Raw genomic sequence first — 19,512 nt, 5'->3', positions numbered from 1 at the left:
TTAACCCGATCGACAAGGCTTATTCGCCAGCGCTGGCGGTGTAGGCGGCAGCGTCGAGCAGTGCGTCCACGTCACCGGGATTGACCGGCTTCATCTTGAACAACCATGCCGCATAGGCGTCCTGATTGACTGATTCTGGCGCGTCGGTGAGCGCCGTGTTGACTGCGGTAACGGTGCCGGCGACCGGCGCATAGACGTCGGCGGCAGCCTTGACCGATTCAACAACGGCGGCTTCCTGTTCAGCGGCGAGTTCCATGCCGACATCCGGCAGGTCAATGAACACGAGGTCGCCGAGCAGGTCCTGCGCGTGCTCGGTAATGCCGATGGTGATCGTTCCATCGGTTTCGCTGCGAACCCATTCGTGACTCTTGGTGTATTTGAGATTGGCGGGAACGTTCATGGTGACTCCTGGAAAAATAAATTAATTTGAAAAAATCTTGAACCACAACGGACACAACGAAAATCAATGGGATTGTTTTTCGTCAGGGTAAATTTGTTCTAACCATCCATCGTCCGGCGCAAGCGACCGTAGGAAGTGCAGAGCCCGGAATGACGGTAAATCAATGGGTTAGCGGTAGAACAAATTTGCCCTGGTTTCGGTGCTTACTGACGCTCTCTCGATTCCAGGGCCGCTTTGTTGATATTTAGTTTGTAGCGCTGGCGAAGGCTGGAAAGATAGGCTGACAGGTCTTCCTGGGCGACAATCGAAGCGTATTCGCTTTGCAGCCCTTTGCGTTTATCGGCATCGACCTGTTCCGGCTGGCTGACCTTGACAATCTTGTAGAGCATGTAGCTGCCGTCAACGCCGGCGCCGACATAGGTCGGAAGCTTCTGGACATCCGCCTTGAAAATGGCTTGCAGGGTGGCCGGCGGCAAGTCGCGACTTTGCATGCGCGAAGCGCTCTTGACCAGCGACCAGGCCAATTGGTCCTCGCCACCTTTTTTCAGTTCGGCCAGACGGGCTTCACCAGATCTCTTGGCCATGGCTGCAACTTCCTGCGATTTGAGCAGCTTCTCGATGTCGGCTTTTACCGCATCGAAAGGGATGCTGGCTGCCGCAACATGCTCAACAACGCGCGCTGCCAGCAAGCTATTGGGTGCAATCTCGATGGCCTCGGTATTGCGCTTGTTCTTGATCGTATCTTCCGAAAAGAGCGCACCAAGAATCTTGGGGTTAGCCAGCGGGCCAAGCGCTGGCAGGGTTTTGGGGTCAGGATTTCGGGCGATCAGGCCAGATTTCTCGATCCTAAGCTTGAATTTCTCGGCGGCTGGCGCCAGGCTGTCCGATTGTTCGTAGACCATATTGGTGAACGCCTCGGCGGCCTCGGCAAATTTTCGCGACGCCGTCTGAGCCTTTAGTTCACTGACGATTTCGCTACGCGCTTCATCAAGTGAACGCAGTTTGCTGGGCTTGATGCCAGTGACCTTGATGATGTGATAGCCAAATTCGGATTGCACCAGACCGGAAATCTCGCCTTCCTTCTGTTTGAAGACGGTGTCTTCAAAGGCCTTGACCATCATGCCGTGACCGAAGTAGCCAAGATCACCACCCTTCTGGGCGGAACCGGGATCCTGAGAATGCTGTTTGGCTAGTTCGGAAAATCTGGCCGGTGATTTTTGAACCTCCTTGAGCACTTCATCGGCTTTGGCCCTGGCTTTTTCCTTGTCGGTATCGGCGTTGGTCAGGATCAGAATATGACTCGCACGCCGCTCCTCGGGCTGCTCGTAGCGATTCTTGTGAGTCTCGTACCAGGCATTTACTTCGGCATCGCCAACCGTCACCTGGGCCAGCAGTGCGTCAAGTGACAACACCAGATATTCGGCACGGACCTGCTCCGGCACTTCAAAGCGGGCCTTGTTGTCGTCGTAATAGTTCTGTACCGCTGCCGGGTCGATCTTGACCTTGTCGGCAAACTGTTCGGGCGTGATCCGCAGTTCGCTGTATTGGCGCGTTTCCGATTGCAGTCGCAACATCGCTTCGGCCTGGGTATCCGAAACAAAAGCGGTGTCGCCGATGGCGCCAATAAGTTGTTGCAGCGTCAGATCCTGACGCAGTTTGGACTCGAACTGCGGTTGCGACATGCCCTGAGCGCGCAGCGCTGTTTCGTAACGGTTCATTGAGAACTTGCCGTTTTCTTGCAGCGACGGGATTTTACTGATGACATCACGCAGTGCCTCGTCGCTGGTCAGCAGGCGATTTTTCTCGGCTTCGAGCAACAGCAGGCGTTGATCAACCAGCGAGTTGAGAACAGAGAGCTTCACTTCCGGCGTATTCATCATCTCCGCCTTGAAATTCGCGCCAAGCGACCGACGCATCTGATCCTGGCGCTCACGCAAGGCCTGCTCGAACTGGGGAATGGTGATCTTGGTATCGCCAACGCTAGCCAGGTCATTGCCTGCTCCCGAGTTCCTGACGTAGGAATCAACGCCAAAGAAAGCGAAGGGCAAGGTGATCAGCGCCAGAAATATTTGAACGATTTTCTTGTTGTTGCGTACGGAGTCGAACATGGTATTTGCCCGCTAGTTCAAGTGAAGGGTCGAAGCAAAAATGGAAAAAGCGAACTTTCGTTCGCCTTCGGGTATCGGCGGAGTGCAAGCCACTCCAAAAACAATAACAGCTAACGTAAAACAATCAATCGGTTACAAAGCAGGAAATTTCTATGCTAGTACTTGAGTGACCAGCCGCGAAGCATAGCATGACCACGAAAACTCGTCATGTTTTCGGTCAGGCACTAATTACACTCATTGTCATTGCTCGAAATCGGCGTGCGTCTTGGAGAAATCAAGCGGAATGCAAGCAGGCGAATCCGTTCCGGCTGGTTCAGCGCCGCGAGGTAGGCAGCCCACAGGCCGAGAAATCCGTAAAACATGACGAATTCCGGAACACCGACGCTCTGCGCCTGAAGCGCAAGCAGGGCGCAGGTCAGCGAGAAGCCGGACAGGATGACCACGACCTGGCCAACTGAGTAGCCCCCGTCAAGCAAAACATAGTGCATATGCTGCCGGTCGGCATGGAACGGGTTCTGGCGCTGCATGACCCGCAGCAGCATCACGCTGCCCATATCAAACAAGGGTAGCGCGAGAATCCACACCGCCGTGATCGGCTTGATCACGGCGTCGGTGGAGCCGGCGAGTTGAACCGAGTACCAGGCCAGCAACAGGCCGAGCAGCATCCCGCCGGCATCGCCCATGAAGACGAGGGCCTGACTCCGCCATGGCGTGCGCAGATTGCAGTAAAGGAAGCCGATAATCGCTCCGGAAAGAATCAGCATCTCGAGTCCAATCTCTGCACGATTGCCGACAAAGGCAATGACCGAGAACACCAGAAACGGTAACAGCGTCTGCGTTCCGGCCAGTCCGTCCAGTCCGTCGATCATGTTGATTGCATTCATCAGGCCGACAATTGCGATGGCGGTGACCATATACGACCACTTGCCGAGCATGATCGGGCCAAAACCCAGCATGTCGCCGAAATATTCGACATGCACCGAGGTGCCTGAAACGATCAGCAGCGCCGCAATGAACTGCACGATGAATTTCAAACGGTGACTAATTTCATGTGCATCATCAGAAACACCGATAACGATGATCGCGACCATCGCGGCTAACAGGCTCTCGCTGTTTCCAGGAAGTTGGCGCATTAATACGGCCACCAGCATGATCGTCAGGAATATCGCCAGGCCGCCGACCAGAGGTGTTGGCGCGCCATGTTTTTTGCGCCCGCCAGGACGGTCGACCAAACCATAGCGCTGTGCTGGAGCCATCAGCCCGCGCGTCAATGCGGCACAGATCAGCGGCGCTGCGGCAACAATCCAGAAGGAATCAGAAAGCAAAGGCAACATAGGATCGTTTTACTCTCCAATGAGCCGATGCGAAATCGGCACTTTTAATACTTACTGAAGACACGGTGGATCGCATCCTAACATGCGATCGCAGTACGGCAGGTGCTTGGAAAACAAACAGTGGCAATCGAATATCGCTTGTGTGCGCCAGCAGACAGAGTATCCCGGATTTTCTCAATACGCTTCAACCTGTCGGAGCCAACAAAGGTGCTTTATCGGTACCGTGGCATAGCGTGATGGTTAAAAGCAGAACGCTTGGCGAAGATAACTGGTCATCCGGCATTTTGCCAATGCATCATTTTTCCATCCATTAAATGAAGGAATCATTATGAACAAGTTCAATATCAAATTGGCCGCACTGGCCATTGGTTTCGCATTCAGCGCCGGTGCAATGGCGCAAACCATGACCAAGACCGAGTACAAGGATAGCAAAACCAAGATATCCACCGAGTACAAGGCCGCCGGGAAGGATTGCGCTGCCCTTTCAGGCAATGCCAACGACATCTGCGTGGCTGAAGCCAAAGGCAAGGAAAATGTGGCCAAGGCTGAACTCGAAGCCGGCTACAAGCCAAGCACCAAGAATCACTACAATGTACTCGTCGCCAAGGCCGAGGCGGACTATGAGGTGGCCATTCAAAAATGTGACGACCTGTCCGGCAACGTCAAGGATGTCTGCGTGAAGGAAGCCAAGGCCGCACAGACTACCGCCAAAGCCGACGCCAAGGCGCAGAAGACGACTGCCGGCGCCAACGCCACAGCCACTGAAAAAACTGCCGAAGCACGTAGCGATGCCAACATAAAGGTTAGCGAGGCGCGCAAGGATGCCAAGGTAGAAAAGGGTGAGGCCCAGTACACAGTAGCCAAGGAAAAGTGTGACGCATTTTCTGGCGCAAGCAAGGATGACTGCCTGAACAAGGCAAAAATGAGTGCTGGCAAGTAAAGGTCGTACTTGATCACTGACGATATGCCGGTAGTCCAATGTTTGATAACGAGGTGGTCCAATGAAAACGATACAGAGAGTTGCGCTCAGTACGGTTGCTGCTGCGGTGTTGTTTTGCCTCGGCGGGTGTGCCGGGATGTCGAATCAGGATAAGAACACGGCCATCGGCGCTGGCGTCGGTGCCGTCGGTGGCGCCATCCTGACCGGTGGTGGTGCCCTTGGCACCGTTGGCGGTGCTGCCGTCGGCGGTGTCATCGGTCACGAAATCAGCAAGTAATGAGTGATGCGATGGGCCTGACTGGACGTCTGGCGCCATTGTGCCCTGATCCTGCGGCCAGCCGAAATGCTGGTTTGCGGGTGAGCGGTTTAACTGGAGATACAAGCGATGAACATGATCAAGCTCGGAAAAACCGTCGGCGCTGCCCTGGTCATCGGCGCGCTGTTTGCAACACTGCCCGCCTGCCAGAAGCAGGAAGGCCCGGCAGAACGCGCTGGCAAGGAAGTTGACAAGGCGGCGGACAAGGTTGGGCAGAAGATCGAAAAGGCCGGTGAGAAAATTCAGGACGCGGCAAAAAAATGATACTTCCACGGTCAGGAGCATCGCTTGCAGATGACTGTTTCCCCAGGTTCTAAGATGAATGAATTTCTGACTAGTTAATTGTCGATCATAAGGTTTAAATCACCACTTTGAACCGAAGCCAAATGATGTATTCAAGATAGAACCCGATTAAGACGCGTCGTTTAGTCGACGCGTATCCGGACTTTCAGTCCGTAACACCAGCCCACCGGCTTTCAGCCGGTGGTTGTTGAGTTATGCAATTAAACACTAGGACGGGTCATCCGCGGCGTCGGGCGCGACGCTGACTGACAGGGTGTAGAGCCGGCGACTATCAGCACGCAAGACATGGAAGTGCAGGCCGTCAAGGTCGACGGCTTCGTTGCGTTTCGGGACGCGACCAAGATGATGCAGGATCAGTCCGCCCACGGTGTTGCATTCCTCGTTGCCAAAATGGGTGCCGAGGAGGGCGTTGAAATCCTCAATAGTTGTTTGCGCCTTGACACGGTAACGGCCGCTTTGATCGAGCCGGATAGTATCTTCGGCCTCGTCAAAATCGTATTCGTCCTCGATGTCGCCGACGATCTGTTCGAGAACATCCTCGATGGTGATCAGGCCGCAAACGCCAGCGTATTCGTCGACCACCACGGCCATGTGGTTGTGCGAAACGCGGAACTCGCGCAGCAGCACGTTCAGGCGTTTGGATTCGGGGATGAAGACGGCCGGCCGCAGCCAGTTACGCAGATTGAATTTGTCAGCGCTTTGCAGGCGCAAAAAATCCTTGGCCAGTAGCAGGCCGATAACCTGGTCACGATCGCCGTCGATGACCGGGAAGCGCGAGTGCCCGGTACGATTGAGCAGGGCAATGATTTTGTCCAGCGGATCGTCAATGTCGATGACTTCCATCTGGGCGCGCGGCACCATCACATCGGATACGCTGATTTCAGAGGCGGCCAGCGCGCCTTCGGTGATCGACAGCGCGTCGGCGTCAAGCAGATTGCGCTCGTGCGCCGAATGTAGCAGTTTGATCAGTTGCTCCCGGTCTTCCGGCTCGCGCAGGAGGAGGGAAGAGAGGCGTTCGAAGAAGCTGGGTCGGGTGTCTGGGTGTATGTCCATAGATCACGTGAGGAGTAAAACGAAATGGGTGGCGGGTGATATTGCGGGTCTCCGGCAGCCCTACTGACCGTCCGAATAGGGGTCGGCGTAAGCGAGTGAAGCGAGAATTACGCGCTCATGATCCTCCATTCGGTGCGCTTCTTTCTGGCCGGCTTCATGGTCGTAACCCTGTAGGTGCAGCAGCCCATGAATGATCAGATGCGCGTAATGAGCTTCCAGCAGTTTGCCCTGCTCGTTTGCTTCGCGTGCGACGACCGGTGCACAGAGGACGAGATCGCCACAGACGATCGGTTCTTGTTCGTAAGGGAAGGACAGTACGTTGGTCGCGTAGTCCTTGCCGCGATAGTCGCGATTGAGCGTCTGCCCTTCTTCGACATCAACAAAACGCACGGTAATCTGCCCGCCGCGACCGCCGTCTGCGCCCAGCGCAGCACGTACCCAGGCGCGAATCTGCGGGCGTAAGGGTAACTGCGCTGTATTACAGGCGTATTGCACGCTAAGGTTCACGCGCTTGCTGCTCATTGTCTCTCAAGCGACGTGGTGTGCGCTTCGTAGGCGGAGACAATGCGCGCGACCAGCGGGTGGCGGACCACGTCTTCCTTCTGGAATTCGGTAAAGGCGATGCCGCGCACTTCCTTGAGAATCTGGCGCGCTTCGATCAGCCCGCTCTTCTGCCCGTGCTGCAAGTCGATCTGCGTCACGTCGCCGGTGACCACGGCCTTGGCGCCGATTCCGATACGTGTCAGGAACATCTTCATCTGCTCGGGCGTTGTGTTCTGCGCCTCGTCGAGAATGATGAAAGCGTGGTTCAGTGTGCGCCCGCGCATGTAGGCCAGTGGGGCGATTTCGATGGCGCCACGCTCAAAGAGTTTGGCCACCTTGTCAAAACCCATCAGGTCATAGAGTGCGTCGTAGAGTGGTCGCAGATAGGGATCGACCTTCTGCGCCAGATCGCCGGGCAGGAAACCAAGTCGTTCGCCGGCCTCGACTGCCGGGCGGGTCAGCACAATGCGCTGCACTAGTTCGCGTTCAATGGCATCGACCGCCGAAGCTACCGCCAGATAGGTCTTGCCGGTGCCGGCCGGGCCGGTGCCGAAGGTGATGTCGTGTTCCTGGATATGCTTCAGATACTCAGCTTGGCGCGGCGTGCGGCCGTGCAGTTCAGTTTTGCGCGTCAGTAGCGCCGGGGCCAGGCCGCCTAAGGCCAGGGCTTTGCGCGCGGGGCGGTTGATCAACTCGATCAGGCCGAGTTGAATCTCATCGACCGACAATGTATTTCTGGCCTGCGCGTAGAACATTTGCAGCGCTTCGGATGCGCGCGCCGTCTGCGTCGGCTCGCCGCGCAGGGTGAAGCGCTCGCCGCGCCGGGCAATGGAAACATCGAGTGCGGTTTCGATCTGGCGCAGGTTCTCGTCGAGCGCGCCGCATAGATTGGCTAACTGGTGGTTATTGATTGGCGAGAGCAATAACTCGATGGCTCTGGGTCGGGCGGTGGTTTTGGCGCTCATGATGCCCGAGTCAGGATTTCACCGCGCAGCGAATGCGGCATGGCGGAGGTGATCAGCAGATCGACGAAGCGGTGAATCAGGCGTGCGCTGTTGGCAGACCCGCCGTCAAAATTGACGATGCGATTGTTGTCGGTACGCCCGGCCAATTCATTTTCGTTCTTCTTCGATAGGCCTTCGACCAGCACCCGTTGAACGCTGCCGACCATGGCTTCGGAAACCGTCTGCGACAGATCCTCGATACGTTTTTGCAGGCGCATCAGACGTTCGAGATGGACTGCGTGCGGCGTGTCGTCGTGCAACTCGGCAGCCGGCGTTCCGGGGCGGGCGCTGTACAGGAAGGAGAAGGATGCGTCAAAACCGACGTCGTCGATCAACGTCATGGTCTTTTCGAAATCCTCGGCAGTTTCGCCCGGGAAGCCGACGATGAAATCCGACGACAGCGAGAGCCCCGGTCGCGCGCTACGCAGCTTGCGCACCAGACTTTTGTACTCGAGCGCCGTATAGCCACGCTTCATCGCCGCCAGCACGCGGTCGGAGCCGGATTGGACGGGAAGATGCAGGTGCGACACCAGTTTCGGCACGGCGGCGTAAACATCGATTAGCCGCTGCGAAAGCTCGCGTGGGTGCGAGGTCGTGTAGCGGATGCGCTCAATGCCGGGAATTTCAGCGATGTATTCAATGACCAGCGCGAGGTCGGCCTTTTCATCACCGGCCGACATGGCGCCGCGATAGGCATTCACATTCTGCCCGAGCAGCGTCACTTCCTTGACACCCTGCGCCGCCAGGCCGGCGACCTCGGTCAGTACGTCATCGAAGGGGCGTGAAACTTCCTGGCCACGGGTGTAGGGAACGATGCAGAACGAACAGAACTTGCTGCACCCCTCCATGATCGAGACAAAGGCCGACGCACCGTCGACCTTGGCCGGCGGCAAATTGTCGAATTTCTCGATTTCGGGAAAGGTGATATCGACCTGCGAGCGGCCCAGGCGGCGACGATCGGCGATCAACTGCGGCAGGCGATGCAGCGTTTGCGGCCCGAAAACCACGTCCACGTAAGGCGCGCGCGCGACAATCGCCGCGCCTTCCTGGCTGGCCACGCAACCGCCAACACCGATCACCAGGTCGGGATTGCTTAGCTTGAGCAGCCGTACCCGGCCCAGGTCGTGAAAAACACGCTCCTGCGCCTTCTCGCGCACCGAACAGGTGTTGAAGAGAATGATGTCAGCATCTTCCGGGGTATCGGTCTTGACGATGTCTTCAGAAGCAGCGAGAACGTCGGTCATCTTGTCCGAATCGTACTCGTTCATCTGGCACCCGAAAGTGCGGATGAACAGTTTTTTTGCCATTTTTTTCGAGTCAGTTTTTGGGGAGCGCCGAAATCTCGGCCGGGCTGATCATCCAGACGCGATAAATCGACCCGGAAGCATCAGTGATGAAAACAACATCTTGTTGGTCCTGAATGGTCATCGGCATGACGATCAGGTTCTGCTGGCTGCGGAACTGGGCGGTCGGCGCCAGCGTCATCGGCTGGCCGTTGATGACCACCATGCCGTCGCCCAGCGGCGGCAGCATGACGCCCAGCTTGGCTTCAGGCGGCAGCGTGCGGGTCGTGGCATAGATTTCGTATTTTGCCGTTGTCGACGCAGGGTTCTGCGCCGCGGCTTCAATAATGGCGCTGATGATCGACGCAACAAGGGATGCAGGTAGTGGCATGGCGCCATTATAGTCAAGCTTGCGTGCCTTGTGTGACTGTAACGCTTGACCAGAAAGCGCCAGCAACTCTATAATCTCGCGCCCCACGTGGTGATGTAGCTCAGTTGGTTAGAGCGATGGATTCATAACCCATAGGTCGGCAGTTCAATTCTGCCCATCACCACCAAAAAACAAATACTTAGCCACGGTAAAAAGCAGAGGCTTTTTGCTGTCTCTGGTTTGTGTAGGCACTGTGTAGGTTTTGCGGGGCAATACGAAGCAACTCGCACCAGAGAAAGAACCGGCGCGGCAATCGGCGCATGCAAAAGAAAACCGGCCATTACAGCCGGTCGTGTGTTCGTCGCACCCCTGGCCATCGGTCAGGTCGACGCTATTTGCTTGGCTCTACCGCAACCTGACAGGCGCGGATTTTCCTTCTCGTAGTCGATTGCCGCTGCAATGATGCTGAAGAGTGGGTAGAGGCCAGACGCCGGCACATCTATGTCGTCTAGTTGCAACATCAAAGCATCGACCGACTTGAGCAGAGAACTTGCTGCCTCTAGCGTGTCCTCGGTGAAGAGGCTGCCAATAATCGGATTGATACGGCTCGCGGCTTCGCGGCTGATGGTTTCGGCGCTCATGCTGCACCCCCTTTCGCCTGCTGGCCCGCCCAATCAAGGAAACCTTGGGCATCGTCGACTTCATGCTTGACGGCCTGCGGGTTGATGATGAGCACGCCGTTTCGATGCAATTGGTTCAGTTGCTCGAATACGCTTGCCAGTTTGCCTCCGTCTGGCTTGGCTGTTGCGGGATAAGGAAATTGTCCGAACAGCGCACGGCATTCGTCAGCGAGCGTAGCGCATGACCACAGGTAATCATCTTGAATGTCATCGTTGCAAGCGCGGAACGATTCGCCACCTTCGCCGTAAGTCGTTGCCAGCAGCGCGAAAAGTTGGCCCAGTCGCGCATTCAGATAATCGTGCACCTCATCAAGCCCGACCTCGGGGGCGATGCGGTAAAACGGATGTAACGACGTCGGGCGATAGTCGAACGGCCTGTGTTGCAAGGGGGTATTGGTTTGCATGATTGCTCCTTTTGATGAGTCTCAGAATCCCGTGTTCATGCGGGGGTGGGCGGGTTTTGAACACATGTCAAAAGTCATGCCGCCAGCCTTACGGACTGACGAACCCGCCCATTGAGAGTAAAAACCAACAGGCGCAAAAAATCCACGCTTCGGGGTGGATCGCCGCTTTTGACTTGGTGTGTTCAGCACCGTTCGAGAAGTATCCGGCAAATATCTGCGTCCTGTCAAGGCCCATCCGTCACCGATCCGGCAACAGGTCGCGCGACGACATCCGGCGCCTGGCAAACTCCGCGCGCAGCTTCCGCAGCGCCTGCGCCTCGATCTTCCACACGTCAACGATGGTCACCGTTCGCCCCTCTTGCGCAGACAGCCAGGCGGCTACCTCTTCGGCAGTATGCGCAAAACCCTCGCTGGCCTTGGGTTGGGGCATATCACGCAGGCTCCGCTGCTGGCGCCACCTCGATAGTCTTCCAATTTCCGTAAGTCTGTGCCCGTCGCTCATACCGGCAAATCACGGCGACCGTGCTTTTTGACAAATTGAGCGCGTTGGCGATGCGTAAATAGCCCATCCCTTCTACCTCGTGCATGTCCCTGATTTTGTCGACGGTCTCGTCAGAGTGCTTGCAGTTGTGGTGATACTTGCCGATGGCAATACCTCGGTCGTTTGTCGCAATACACCTGATGATTTTCGCGTGATTCATGGGTGCTCGCCGCGCGATTCATCGGCAGCAAGGGCCCTGGCAATCTCTCGAATCTCGCTGTCGACGCCCTCGCAATCGGAGATGTCCTGATAGGTGACGTCCTCGACGGTCTTGGTGGTCTTGACCAATCCGCCCCAGGGTCCGTTTGGGTGCTCCAAGTGATAGATGACAGCGAGCCTTTCCGGCATAAACAATTCGTAAAGCTCGGCCTCAATCTCGGCGGCGGTCATGCGCGCTATGTCTCTGCTGGTCCCCTTGCGATTTTCCAACTTGGCAAGGCGGGTGTGCAATGTCATAGTGCTGGCTCCTTAAGTCGCGGTTTTAGACTCAAGCGCGGTAATGCGGTCGGCCAACTCGTCCGCCTCGATGATCTTGGCCGCGTTGGCAATGGCGCCCAGCATCATGGTTGCCGTATCGGGACTGATTAGCGCCTTGCCTGCGGCGGCCAGGATGGCCCTGGCCTTGTCGCTCATGCTTCCGCCTGCGGCAAGCCCCGGTATCCTCACTGGCGGCGATTCTGAGCGTGGGGGCGGTGATATGCGATCAAGACACAGGCGCAATGCGATACCGTCGCCAGCCATAGCCATTTCAACAGCCTTGGCGACAAGCTCCTCGCGGTGCGGGTCGAGCAACTGACGAACCTTTTCCACGCCAGGCGTCCGGCCGGCGAGGTTTCCGCTTGTGCCCTTGGGCCACCTGTTCGGCGCCTTCTTTTCCAATTACGCCACCGATCCACGCGTCATTTGATCCTTCCCGTGCCTTTCGCTGACCTGGCGCGCCGGGCGATTATCATCACGGTCTGCGGGTCGTTGCCCAGGCCCATCGCCTCGATGACGCGTGCCGCACGTGGGTCGCGCCGTAGCAGTGCCCGAGCGTCGCGCAGCGCCTGCTTGGCATCGGTGCCGTATTCAGCGTTCAGCAGGGACACGGTTTCATCCCACTGGGCGGCGACGGTCGGCTGATTCGTCTGCACGTAGGTAATGCGCTCGCGCAGTTTCTGCACGTCTTGCGGCGCCAGGTCCAGGTCAGCAGAAATTTCGCGAAGTTCAGCCGCGGTCTTGCGTCCTGCGGCTGGGTCGAGCCCTGCGACGTTGGCGAACACCTTGTCAGGGATTGCCTCCGCGAACGTGTCTTGCGCCGAGTACAGGCGCCGTGCAATGTCGTCGCGGATTGCCGCCACATCGGGCGGCACGGGATCGAGAACCACGGGCTCCTCCGGCTCGGGGTACATGGCCGTTGCAAGTTCCGCGTCCGTACGCTTGACGATTGGGGCGTCGTCGGCAGGCTGTTGCGTCGGATCCGCTGCCGGCTTGCCATACAGCGCTTCGCCAAGTTCCTGCGCCGTGCGCTGCCCCTCGGGGCTGGCCTGAGGCGCGGGCGGCGTGGCGGGCGCGTCCGCTTGCGGGCCGTACATGTCGGCCGCAAGCTCGGCATTGGTGCGGGCGGTCATCTCCATCACAGCTGCATGCCTTCAGCTGCTGCAACGCTGTTCATGTGCGCGATCAGGCGCTCACCGATGCGTTTGGAATCCTTGACGACCAGTTCGGGGCTGTCGGGGGAATACCGCACGAAGTTAAACGCCATCACGCTGCGCGGCTCACATGGCCGCATTGCTTCTTCAACCTGGCTGGCGATCGCATTCAGGGCGCAGCGGAATAAGTCACTGCTCGCGCCGCTCTGGCTGTACAGATCAAACGTCGTGAGAGAAGCGGGCCGAGCGTCGCGATAGAACGAAATTGCCGCGCCCTTGACCTCTTGATTCAGATCAACCCATTCCTGCACGGCGTCCTTCAATACCACCAGCGCCCGGTCCACCTTGGCCGCTGCGACCGGACGTTTGGCAATCAGCACCTCGGTGGCGCGCAGCTTGCCCACAGCGCCGGCCTTGCGCAACTGCGCCGCCGCGCTCTGGTCTTGCTCTTCGGCGAAGGCCCGCGCATCGCGCAACAGCTTCAGATCGCCGTTGATGTCGACAATCCGTATTTCGGTGCCACGCACGTGCTTGAGCGCTTCGCCGTCTGCGGCATTGCCGGCCAGGTTGATCGATGCTGCTCTGTGCGCAGCCTGCGCCAGTTCGAGATCGGTCTCAAGTTCGGCGATCTGCGCGGCGAGAGTTGCAAGTTTCGATGTCATTGTAATTTCCATTAGTAGACCTTGAAGCTGCCAGCGGCGCCGTACAGGCCGCTGGCGTTCGTCGTATCGGTGAGTACGCATGAGAAGGCGCCAGCGGTGAGTGGGCCGGTGCCGACGAGGTATTGCAGGCCCAAGTAACGATGGCCGGCCGTCAGATTTCTGAAGTTGAATTCCAGGCCGATCGGGCGCCGGCCTGCGGCCAGTTCGGCTTTGCCAATCGCATCGGTCTGCGCCAGCACGGTCGGCGTGCTCAGGTTGGCGGATGCCGAGCTGACCACTTGGAAAGTGACCGTGGCGGCGCCGGCTGCGGTTGCTGTGGCATCAACAGTGATCAGGGCGACCAAAGGATCGCCGGCATTGGCCGGCTGGGGGCCAAGGTCGATACTGTTCGTCGACAATGCCGTAGTGGTCACGGCCTGGGCTGTTGAAAGTTGATTCAGTGCGTCGGTCATCATGGTCGGGTGCCTTTCTGTTGGGTTTTGGTGCGGCAGGATGCCAGCCACTGTGCAAGCTCATCGTCGTCAAAGCGCAGTGATCCGGTTGGGAGTTGATAGCAGGCGATGAACTGGCCGCGCTCGATCATCCGCTCGGCCGTCGAGCGCGATACCCCGGCGCGGCTGGCTGCTTCAGTGAGGGTAATAAGGGCCATTGATGTGCTCGCGGTTGATTAGATGGATTTGACTGTACATGACCCCGTTTGCAGTACGTGCACCCCTAAATACTTGGGCTGTATCTGAGGTTGGAAAAAAGACTGCCAAGCGCGGCCAGTCCTGGCGGTAGCGCTTGGCGGACAATGTATCCGCTGTCGCGCTATTGGCTTTTGTCGGGTATGCCATAAGCATACTTTTCGGCGCGTGCTGTCCCTGATACAAACTGCAAATCAGCCTGTTCAAATTTGCGCCTCTTCACGGGATTACTCCGTCTGCCCAATCCGTGCCCGGCTCGTTCGGGATCTTCACCTCGACGGCGAGCCCCGAGGCAATCAGCCGCTTTGCCAGAATCCAGGCTGCTGCCTGCCCGGTACCGCTCAGGTCGTTGTCGCCGAACACGATCACGCGCTCGGTGCCGGTCGGGGGTGCCCATTTCTCCATTCCGCCGGCAGATATGCACGACCAGACAGGAACGCTGAAGCGCACAGACGCGCTCAGAGCCGTTTCTATGCCTTCGGCTATGCCAATGGTGCTCGACGCGGGTGCCAATCGCACAGCGCTTGACGCAGGCAACGTGCCGACGACCTTCTTGACAGTTGGCACGCTGGCTTTTTGCCCGTCGTTGGTCAGGTATGTCCGGTGTATCGCTACGCCGTTGCCATCGGCATCCTGTACCTTGGCAATCATCGCCGGGTGTCGGGTGGCGCTCCCGTCGTCATGCCGGTACGAAAGCGCCGGATGAAAACGGACGCAGGCCGGAACGACGTTGATGCCTGTGCGTCGAGCCAGATACCTGCTAACCGGATCTCCAGCGACGACGACCTTACTCTCACCCCATATTCTCCGGCAGGACTCGATCTTCTCGACGTCGGTCTGCAACTGCCTTGGCGGAATCGCAGCGACAGTGCCGACCACCTTCTCGATTTCGGTCGCGGCCTGTTTGAACGCCCATCCCTTGACGAGATTCAACAGCTTGAAGCCATCGCCGGCGCCACAGTGCGAACAGAAGAATGTCCCCCTTCCGTCCTTGTCATCAAATCGGAACCGGTCACGCCCCTCGCAGGCAGGGCAGGGAACGTGCTTGCCGGTGAGTAGGTTGCGCTCGATGCCGAACCGAGCCAACAGCCCAGGCCAGCGACCAACAGCCAGTTCAGCCGCGTGCATGGTCGGCCTCCTGGCGCTTGGCGTAGGCAATCTGGTTGCTGCGAATCTTGTTCAGAATCTCCTGGCTGGGCGTCGCGGTGACTTCATTCAATCCGCGCGGCCACACGTCGAAGATGCTCCGGTACTGATTGGCCGCCCATCCCGACCTGTACCGGCGCTGACGCTCGACGAACAGCAGTTGGCTGTAGACGTGTTGCTTGGCGCCTTTTGCTACTGGTTTCTTTCGTTCCAGCTTGACCAGTTCCCCGGCGCCGACAAGAACTTCATTCTGACGTTCAGGAGCGAATCCACATTCTGGGCAGACATGCACGCCGGCCGGCTTCATGAAGTGACACGCGCTGCATGCCTTCGGTAACTTCTCCTTTGTCTCCGAGTCCTTGACGTCGGACTTCTTCGGTTTGCCGTCGTCCAGTTCGAGCAGCAGGTCGTCGCACGGATGCCCCAGCCTGGCAGTGCTGCCTGAGTGATCGAGCAGCAGCGCACGGAGCTTCCCATCTGCCGGGCGCAGGACACGCCCCACCATCTGAATGAAGCGGATCAGCGACCGCGTAGGGCGCGCCAGGATCATGACTTCGGTGCTCGGGCAATCCCATCCTTCGGATAGCAGGCTGCAATTGCTCAGGATCATCGTTTCGCCGCGGGCGAATCGGGCCAGTTTGTCGGCACGGGTCGCGTCGTCGTCAAAATAATCGATGTGCTCGGCGGCAATGCCCTTCGCGATGAATGACTCGGTGATGTGCTTCGAGTGGGGAATGTTGCAGGCGAATACGACCGTCTGCTTGCCGCGCGCCAACTTGAACCAGTGCGAAACGATGTCGCCGATTAGTTCGGGCTTGTCGACCGCCTCCCCGAGTTGCTTGTCGGCATAGTCGCCGGCAACGATCTTGACGCCCTTCAAGTCTGGCTCTGACGGCGCGTAAATGTCGCAGTCGACCAGATAACCTTCTGCGATCAGATCTTTGATTGTGGCGCCGACGACAAGCTCCTGGAACAACGCCCCATCAAGTTCGGCGTAGTGCTTGCCCAGGCCGGCCGAGAACGGTGTCGCCGTCAAGCCGATGACCGGCACCATGTTGTACTTGAACATCAGCTGCTTGTACTTCTCGCTTCCGGCAACTGCATGGCACTCGTCAATGATGAGCAGGCCGACGTCGTCAGGCAGGCCACGGACATGCACCGTATCGATTGACGCGACGAGGACAAGCTCGCGGGTGTCTCGGGTGTTGTCGGCTTGCAGGATGCCGTGCCGGATGCCGTATTTGGTCAGGACCGCGCTGGTCTGGTTTATCAGCTGCTTGCGATTCGCCAGGAACACCACCTTGCGCCCCTTGTTGTTCGCCTGGGTGATGATGCTGGTCGCGGTCAAGGTCTTGCCGCCGCCTGTGGGCAGATACAGCGCCGTACGCCTCGCCCCCCTAGCCATCGATGAACGGATTAGCTGCTCGGCATTGGTCTGGTACGCGCGGAGTTTGAACCGCTCGGGCGGGCTCAGCTTAAGCATGGTCTGCCCCCTCCCTAGCCATGGCGATGATGGATTGATCTTTCCACCTCGCTTCATGCCCTGAAACCAGCCGATCAATCTCCGGGTCGTTGTAGTCGAAAAACTCCTTTTCCTGGCTAGGGGGGTTGTCCTTATTATTAAGTATCGCTGGAGTATTCACGGGGAATACTTGTGGAATACTCGGAGTATTCTCAGAGTACGGCGTTTCTCCCCGTTTTTTCCGGTCCCACCGGGCCGTTATCGCGTTCTTCCCCTTTTCTTTCGCCTTTGCGACGGCGCGGTAAGCTTCTTCAAGTTCCTCGTTCCAGTCGGTTCTGAACCACTCGCCGCCGCTGACGATGAACATCGGTTCGAGGACTTTGCGGGCTTTCTTCCACTCCTTCAATTCCATCCCAGCGATTTGGGCGATGGCACGATCGCTGTCGGGTATCGGGCCGGCTCTCCAGACGAACATCTTCATGGACAGGAATGCGCCACGCTCGGCAGCGCTCAGCGTTTGCGTCAACTCCTTCCATTTTTGAATGTCGATGAGGAGGTTTAGCGGGGCTCTTGTCTCGATCATGCCGGCACCCCAAGCAACAGAACGGCGCACGCAACGGCGAATGCAATCATGCCGAGCAGCGTCGAATCGATGAACCCGGCCTGGCTCGATGCTGGCGCGATCCACTCCGGCATGCCAATCGAATACATTGCCGCTTTGTGCCGGACGTGGCCACGGAAAACGACCTCCTGCTGTATCTGCGTGATGATGTTGAAGCCCTTGGCGCGAAGGTCATGCACGCGCGCTGCCGCCTCAGGTATCGCGTGGTCAGCGGTCAGCACGAACGAGAGCAGCGGCTGGTGCTTGCGGATCAGTTCGAGCACTTGGGCGCACTGGCCGGTGACAACTGGCTGGAGCTGCGGCGCTTGGTGAGTCGGGCGCTCCGGCTCCAGAGACTCGGGGAACAGGTCGTCGAGATGGCTGCTCACTTGGTCACCTGTACATTCGGAAATGCCAGCCGGCCATTTGCCAGTTTGACGGGGCGCACGCCGAAATAGCTACCAGTGCGGCAAAGGCGGGCGCGGACAGATTGCGCGACTACTTGATTCAGGGCGGCGAATTGATCGGCGCTTAGCGGATATTTTTGGGGGGTTACCAGTTTCGTCTTGTCCTGCCGAATGCCGTGGCAGCCCTTCTCGGTCAGCGCAGCCTTATCAAAAGCCTTGGCACAAAGCGCCCAGAACAGGCACGACTGGCGGCATATCGTCTCTCGGCTAAAATGTTGCCACTCTTGCGTTTGTTGAGGCGGCAAATGGCGTTTGACCCGAACAGCATTGATCCCAAGGATGTTCGCGAACTGATCCTTGGGCATCTGAAAATCACCCACCCAGATGGCACTGTCGTTGATTTTGGCCGCGTAGAAACCAGCAATGACCCTGTGCTTGCCGCGCAAGAGCTTCGGCAAATCGAAAAGATCGTCAGTCCAGCGAGCCCCCTCTCGATCCTGAGCGCGGAAGATGCTGAAAAAATGTTGGCGGAGCATGATAATTTTTCTGCCATCGTCGATGCCGCATTGGCGGTTAAGGCAGAATCAAAACCAAAGGTGTCCATTCCTGCTCTTGCCTGCACGATTGAGGCTGCTATCGAGTCCTATATGGCAAACAAGAGCGGCACCGCCAAATCAACCCAGTCAGCCTACCGCCGCCGACTGAACGTTTTTGCGCAACTTGCCGGTGGGGCAAATCAGATGCTCCATGACGTCAGCCCGGTTCAGTGCGTCAGGATTTCCGAAGCCTTACAACTACTTCCTCGCCACGAGCGGGAGATTAGCTGCGCTGATGAAATATTGGCGAAACCGCCAGAAGGCAAGCCGATTGCCAAACCTACGGTCAAGGAATATCTCATCCTTATCCAAGACTTCTTCGATTGGGCCATTGGGACTCTGCGCTACCCCAAGGGTGACAATCCCTTTGCAGGGATTGTGAAACCATCCGAAGGTAGCCACGGCGGCACTGGCGATGGGGCCGAAGCTTTTACGGACAGCGAGTTGGAGCAGATTTTTCAGCCCACATTCTTTTCGAATATGAAACGTCCGTATCAGTTCTGGGGGCCATTGATTGCGCTTTTTACAGGTGCGCGTGCCAACGAAATCGCTCAGTTGCGTGTGATCGACATTGTTCGGGAGAACGGTGTGCTCTGCATGGACATCACCCACGAGCCTAACCATCCCGTGCCGACCCGAACCAAAAATCCCGCCTCCGAGCGGCGGATTCCCTAGCATGAAAGATTGCTAGCAATCGGATTTGAGGATTTTGTCGCTGATATGAAAGCAACGGGCACGCAGCGACTGTTCGGCCTACCCATCGGCGACGATGGCAAGTGTGAGCGCTACTTAAGTCGGGACTTCAACGAAGGTTTGGCCGTCAAGGCTGGGGTCTATAAATACCGCAAAAAAACACTGCATTCGTTTCGCGATACCGTTGCCAACAGACTGGGAAAAAATAAGATATGGAATTTCTCCTTAACAATTGTCTCTACTGCGCGAATGATTTGGTCATAATAAAGTCTCTGGGGAAGTTGATTTCGCGGAAGCGAATAGCAGCCCACATGGAGGAAGCGCCGAGTTCAGTGATGCGATAGAGGCG

At 57.6% G+C, this 19,512-nt stretch carries 26 protein-coding genes, 1 tRNA gene and 1 pseudogene; 6 read left to right on the top strand and 22 right to left on the bottom strand.

Features of this window, described 5'->3' with window-relative positions; all coding sequences use genetic code 11:
• Positions 1-19: 19 nt before the first annotated feature.
• From gcvH to Q1J43_RS04200, 3 genes are all read right to left on the bottom strand, one after another.
• Positions 20-400, bottom strand: coding sequence for a glycine cleavage system protein GcvH (gene gcvH, locus Q1J43_RS04210; protein ID WP_301101122.1), 381 nt, complete (start codon positions 398-400; stop codon positions 20-22).
• A 203-nt stretch (positions 401-603) separates the two neighbouring features.
• Positions 604-2,508, bottom strand: a complete 1,905-nt coding sequence (locus tag Q1J43_RS04205) for a SurA N-terminal domain-containing protein (protein ID WP_301101120.1) — start codon at positions 2,506-2,508, stop codon at positions 604-606.
• Between the two features lie 224 nt (positions 2,509-2,732).
• Positions 2,733-3,842, bottom strand: coding sequence for a hypothetical protein (locus Q1J43_RS04200; RefSeq protein WP_301101118.1), 1,110 nt, complete (start codon positions 3,840-3,842; stop codon positions 2,733-2,735).
• Between the two features lie 328 nt (positions 3,843-4,170).
• Between Q1J43_RS04200 and Q1J43_RS04195 the strand changes: the two genes are divergently transcribed.
• The 3 genes from Q1J43_RS04195 (at position 4,171) to Q1J43_RS04185 (ending at position 5,362) form a co-directional block, all read left to right on the top strand.
• Positions 4,171-4,782: a hypothetical protein gene (locus Q1J43_RS04195; protein WP_301101116.1), complete on the top strand. Its 612-nt coding sequence runs from the start codon at positions 4,171-4,173 to the stop codon at positions 4,780-4,782.
• A 61-nt stretch (positions 4,783-4,843) separates the two neighbouring features.
• The gene (locus Q1J43_RS04190) at positions 4,844-5,059 is read left to right on the top strand and encodes a glycine zipper 2TM domain-containing protein (RefSeq protein ID WP_301101114.1); all 216 of its coding nucleotides are present in this window, start codon (positions 4,844-4,846) and stop codon (positions 5,057-5,059) included.
• 108 nt (positions 5,060-5,167) lie between these two features.
• The gene (locus Q1J43_RS04185; RefSeq protein WP_301101112.1) at positions 5,168-5,362 is read left to right on the top strand and encodes a hypothetical protein; all 195 of its coding nucleotides are present in this window, start codon (positions 5,168-5,170) and stop codon (positions 5,360-5,362) included.
• A 246-nt stretch (positions 5,363-5,608) separates the two neighbouring features.
• Here the strand turns inward: Q1J43_RS04185 and Q1J43_RS04180 are convergent, their stop codons facing one another.
• The 5 genes from Q1J43_RS04180 to Q1J43_RS04160 are packed head-to-tail and all read right to left on the bottom strand — an operon-like array spanning position 5,609 to position 9,762.
• Positions 5,609-6,454: a transporter associated domain-containing protein gene (locus tag Q1J43_RS04180; RefSeq protein WP_301101110.1), complete on the bottom strand. Its 846-nt coding sequence runs from the start codon at positions 6,452-6,454 to the stop codon at positions 5,609-5,611.
• A 60-nt stretch (positions 6,455-6,514) separates the two neighbouring features.
• Complete coding sequence (ybeY, locus tag Q1J43_RS04175; RefSeq protein ID WP_301101108.1) at positions 6,515-6,976, bottom strand: rRNA maturation RNase YbeY; 462 nt, start codon at positions 6,974-6,976, stop codon at positions 6,515-6,517.
• Positions 6,973-7,962 (bottom strand): PhoH family protein, encoded by a 990-nt coding sequence (locus tag Q1J43_RS04170; protein WP_301101107.1) that lies wholly within the window; start codon positions 7,960-7,962, stop codon positions 6,973-6,975. The genes ybeY and Q1J43_RS04170 overlap by 4 nt, the downstream gene beginning before the upstream one ends.
• The gene (miaB, locus tag Q1J43_RS04165; protein ID WP_301101105.1) at positions 7,959-9,308 is read right to left on the bottom strand and encodes a tRNA (N6-isopentenyl adenosine(37)-C2)-methylthiotransferase MiaB; all 1,350 of its coding nucleotides are present in this window, start codon (positions 9,306-9,308) and stop codon (positions 7,959-7,961) included. The genes Q1J43_RS04170 and miaB overlap by 4 nt, the downstream gene beginning before the upstream one ends.
• 10 nt (positions 9,309-9,318) lie before the next feature.
• Positions 9,319-9,762 carry a hypothetical protein gene (locus Q1J43_RS04160; RefSeq protein ID WP_301101103.1) on the bottom strand — a complete coding sequence of 148 codons (444 nt, stop codon included), beginning with the start codon at positions 9,760-9,762 and terminating at the stop codon, positions 9,319-9,321.
• Positions 9,763-9,764: 2 nt separating this feature from the next.
• Here Q1J43_RS04160 and Q1J43_RS04155 point away from each other — a divergent pair.
• Positions 9,765-9,841 (top strand) — tRNA-Met (locus Q1J43_RS04155).
• 193 nt (positions 9,842-10,034) lie between these two features.
• Here the strand turns inward: Q1J43_RS04155 and Q1J43_RS04150 are convergent.
• From Q1J43_RS04150 to Q1J43_RS04085, 14 genes are all read right to left on the bottom strand, one after another.
• A complete protein-coding gene (locus Q1J43_RS04150; protein WP_301101101.1) occupies positions 10,035-10,295 on the bottom strand; it encodes a hypothetical protein in 261 nt (86 codons plus the stop codon).
• A complete protein-coding gene (locus Q1J43_RS04145; protein ID WP_301101099.1) occupies positions 10,292-10,738 on the bottom strand; it encodes a hypothetical protein in 447 nt (148 codons plus the stop codon). The genes Q1J43_RS04150 and Q1J43_RS04145 overlap by 4 nt, the downstream gene beginning before the upstream one ends.
• 238 nt (positions 10,739-10,976) lie before the next feature.
• The gene (locus Q1J43_RS04140; RefSeq protein ID WP_301101098.1) at positions 10,977-11,168 is read right to left on the bottom strand and encodes a hypothetical protein; all 192 of its coding nucleotides are present in this window, start codon (positions 11,166-11,168) and stop codon (positions 10,977-10,979) included.
• Between the two features lies 1 nt (position 11,169).
• Positions 11,170-11,439 carry a hypothetical protein gene (locus Q1J43_RS04135; protein WP_301101097.1) on the bottom strand — a complete coding sequence of 90 codons (270 nt, stop codon included), beginning with the start codon at positions 11,437-11,439 and terminating at the stop codon, positions 11,170-11,172.
• Positions 11,436-11,735: a hypothetical protein gene (locus tag Q1J43_RS04130; RefSeq protein WP_301101095.1), complete on the bottom strand. Its 300-nt coding sequence runs from the start codon at positions 11,733-11,735 to the stop codon at positions 11,436-11,438. The genes Q1J43_RS04135 and Q1J43_RS04130 overlap by 4 nt, the downstream gene beginning before the upstream one ends.
• Before the next feature lie 12 nt (positions 11,736-11,747).
• The gene (locus tag Q1J43_RS04125; protein ID WP_366141838.1) at positions 11,748-12,158 is read right to left on the bottom strand and encodes a DUF5681 domain-containing protein; all 411 of its coding nucleotides are present in this window, start codon (positions 12,156-12,158) and stop codon (positions 11,748-11,750) included.
• 20 nt (positions 12,159-12,178) lie between these two features.
• Positions 12,179-12,895: a hypothetical protein gene (locus Q1J43_RS04120; RefSeq protein WP_301101092.1), complete on the bottom strand. Its 717-nt coding sequence runs from the start codon at positions 12,893-12,895 to the stop codon at positions 12,179-12,181.
• Positions 12,895-13,572, bottom strand: coding sequence for a hypothetical protein (locus Q1J43_RS04115; protein WP_301101091.1), 678 nt, complete (start codon positions 13,570-13,572; stop codon positions 12,895-12,897). Before Q1J43_RS04115 ends, Q1J43_RS04120 begins: the two co-directional genes overlap by 1 nt.
• A gap of 11 nt (positions 13,573-13,583) precedes the next feature.
• Complete coding sequence (locus tag Q1J43_RS04110) at positions 13,584-14,027, bottom strand: Bbp16 family capsid cement protein (protein ID WP_301101090.1); 444 nt, start codon at positions 14,025-14,027, stop codon at positions 13,584-13,586.
• On the bottom strand, positions 14,024-14,221 hold the full coding sequence (locus Q1J43_RS04105; protein WP_301101089.1) for a helix-turn-helix domain-containing protein: 198 nt from the start codon (positions 14,219-14,221) through the stop codon (positions 14,024-14,026). Before Q1J43_RS04105 ends, Q1J43_RS04110 begins: the two co-directional genes overlap by 4 nt.
• Before the next feature lie 256 nt (positions 14,222-14,477).
• Positions 14,478-15,386, bottom strand: a complete 909-nt coding sequence (locus Q1J43_RS04100) for a toprim domain-containing protein (protein WP_301101088.1) — start codon at positions 15,384-15,386, stop codon at positions 14,478-14,480.
• Positions 15,373-16,887 (bottom strand): DEAD/DEAH box helicase, encoded by a 1,515-nt coding sequence (locus Q1J43_RS04095; RefSeq protein ID WP_301101086.1) that lies wholly within the window; start codon positions 16,885-16,887, stop codon positions 15,373-15,375. The genes Q1J43_RS04100 and Q1J43_RS04095 overlap by 14 nt, the downstream gene beginning before the upstream one ends.
• Positions 16,880-17,449, bottom strand: a complete 570-nt coding sequence (locus tag Q1J43_RS04090; protein WP_301101084.1) for a DUF1376 domain-containing protein — start codon at positions 17,447-17,449, stop codon at positions 16,880-16,882. Before Q1J43_RS04090 ends, Q1J43_RS04095 begins: the two co-directional genes overlap by 8 nt.
• A complete protein-coding gene (locus tag Q1J43_RS04085; protein ID WP_301101082.1) occupies positions 17,446-17,856 on the bottom strand; it encodes a helix-turn-helix domain-containing protein in 411 nt (136 codons plus the stop codon). Before Q1J43_RS04085 ends, Q1J43_RS04090 begins: the two co-directional genes overlap by 4 nt.
• A gap of 194 nt (positions 17,857-18,050) precedes the next feature.
• Between Q1J43_RS04085 and Q1J43_RS15870 the strand changes: the two are divergent.
• Positions 18,051-18,113 (top strand): annotated as a pseudogene (locus Q1J43_RS15870) (hypothetical protein); the annotation flags it as partial.
• Positions 18,114-18,305: 192 nt separating this feature from the next.
• Positions 18,306-19,145, top strand: coding sequence for a hypothetical protein (locus tag Q1J43_RS04075; protein ID WP_301101080.1), 840 nt, complete (start codon positions 18,306-18,308; stop codon positions 19,143-19,145).
• Positions 19,146-19,512 lie beyond the last annotated feature (367 nt).

The sequence above is a fragment of the Propionivibrio sp. genome (assembly GCF_029255185.1).
Taxonomy (GTDB): Bacteria; Pseudomonadota; Gammaproteobacteria; order Burkholderiales; family Rhodocyclaceae; genus Propionivibrio.
The sequence above is the reverse complement of the archived record's forward strand: the minus strand, read 5'-3'. Positions and strand labels throughout refer to the sequence as shown.

Coding starts and splice junctions, on each gene's coding strand:
- gcvH (WP_301101122.1), bottom strand. CDS start 400: ATGAACGTTCCCGCCAATCTCAAATACACCAAGAGTCACGAATGGGTT.
- Q1J43_RS04205 (WP_301101120.1), bottom strand. CDS start 2,508: ATGTTCGACTCCGTACGCAACAACAAGAAAATCGTTCAAATATTTCTG.
- Q1J43_RS04200 (WP_301101118.1), bottom strand. CDS start 3,842: ATGTTGCCTTTGCTTTCTGATTCCTTCTGGATTGTTGCCGCAGCGCCG.
- Q1J43_RS04195 (WP_301101116.1), top strand. CDS start 4,171: ATGAACAAGTTCAATATCAAATTGGCCGCACTGGCCATTGGTTTCGCA.
- Q1J43_RS04190 (WP_301101114.1), top strand. CDS start 4,844: ATGAAAACGATACAGAGAGTTGCGCTCAGTACGGTTGCTGCTGCGGTG.
- Q1J43_RS04185 (WP_301101112.1), top strand. CDS start 5,168: ATGAACATGATCAAGCTCGGAAAAACCGTCGGCGCTGCCCTGGTCATC.
- Q1J43_RS04180 (WP_301101110.1), bottom strand. CDS start 6,454: ATGGACATACACCCAGACACCCGACCCAGCTTCTTCGAACGCCTCTCT.
- ybeY (WP_301101108.1), bottom strand. CDS start 6,976: ATGAGCAGCAAGCGCGTGAACCTTAGCGTGCAATACGCCTGTAATACA.
- Q1J43_RS04170 (WP_301101107.1), bottom strand. CDS start 7,962: ATGAGCGCCAAAACCACCGCCCGACCCAGAGCCATCGAGTTATTGCTC.
- miaB (WP_301101105.1), bottom strand. CDS start 9,308: ATGGCAAAAAAACTGTTCATCCGCACTTTCGGGTGCCAGATGAACGAG.
- Q1J43_RS04150 (WP_301101101.1), bottom strand. CDS start 10,295: ATGAGCGCCGAAACCATCAGCCGCGAAGCCGCGAGCCGTATCAATCCG.
- Q1J43_RS04145 (WP_301101099.1), bottom strand. CDS start 10,738: ATGCAAACCAATACCCCCTTGCAACACAGGCCGTTCGACTATCGCCCG.
- Q1J43_RS04140 (WP_301101098.1), bottom strand. CDS start 11,168: ATGCCCCAACCCAAGGCCAGCGAGGGTTTTGCGCATACTGCCGAAGAG.
- Q1J43_RS04135 (WP_301101097.1), bottom strand. CDS start 11,439: ATGAATCACGCGAAAATCATCAGGTGTATTGCGACAAACGACCGAGGT.
- Q1J43_RS04130 (WP_301101095.1), bottom strand. CDS start 11,735: ATGACATTGCACACCCGCCTTGCCAAGTTGGAAAATCGCAAGGGGACC.
- Q1J43_RS04120 (WP_301101092.1), bottom strand. CDS start 12,895: ATGGAGATGACCGCCCGCACCAATGCCGAGCTTGCGGCCGACATGTAC.
- Q1J43_RS04115 (WP_301101091.1), bottom strand. CDS start 13,572: ATGACATCGAAACTTGCAACTCTCGCCGCGCAGATCGCCGAACTTGAG.
- Q1J43_RS04110 (WP_301101090.1), bottom strand. CDS start 14,027: ATGATGACCGACGCACTGAATCAACTTTCAACAGCCCAGGCCGTGACC.
- Q1J43_RS04105 (WP_301101089.1), bottom strand. CDS start 14,221: ATGGCCCTTATTACCCTCACTGAAGCAGCCAGCCGCGCCGGGGTATCG.
- Q1J43_RS04100 (WP_301101088.1), bottom strand. CDS start 15,386: ATGCACGCGGCTGAACTGGCTGTTGGTCGCTGGCCTGGGCTGTTGGCT.
- Q1J43_RS04095 (WP_301101086.1), bottom strand. CDS start 16,887: ATGCTTAAGCTGAGCCCGCCCGAGCGGTTCAAACTCCGCGCGTACCAG.
- Q1J43_RS04090 (WP_301101084.1), bottom strand. CDS start 17,449: ATGATCGAGACAAGAGCCCCGCTAAACCTCCTCATCGACATTCAAAAA.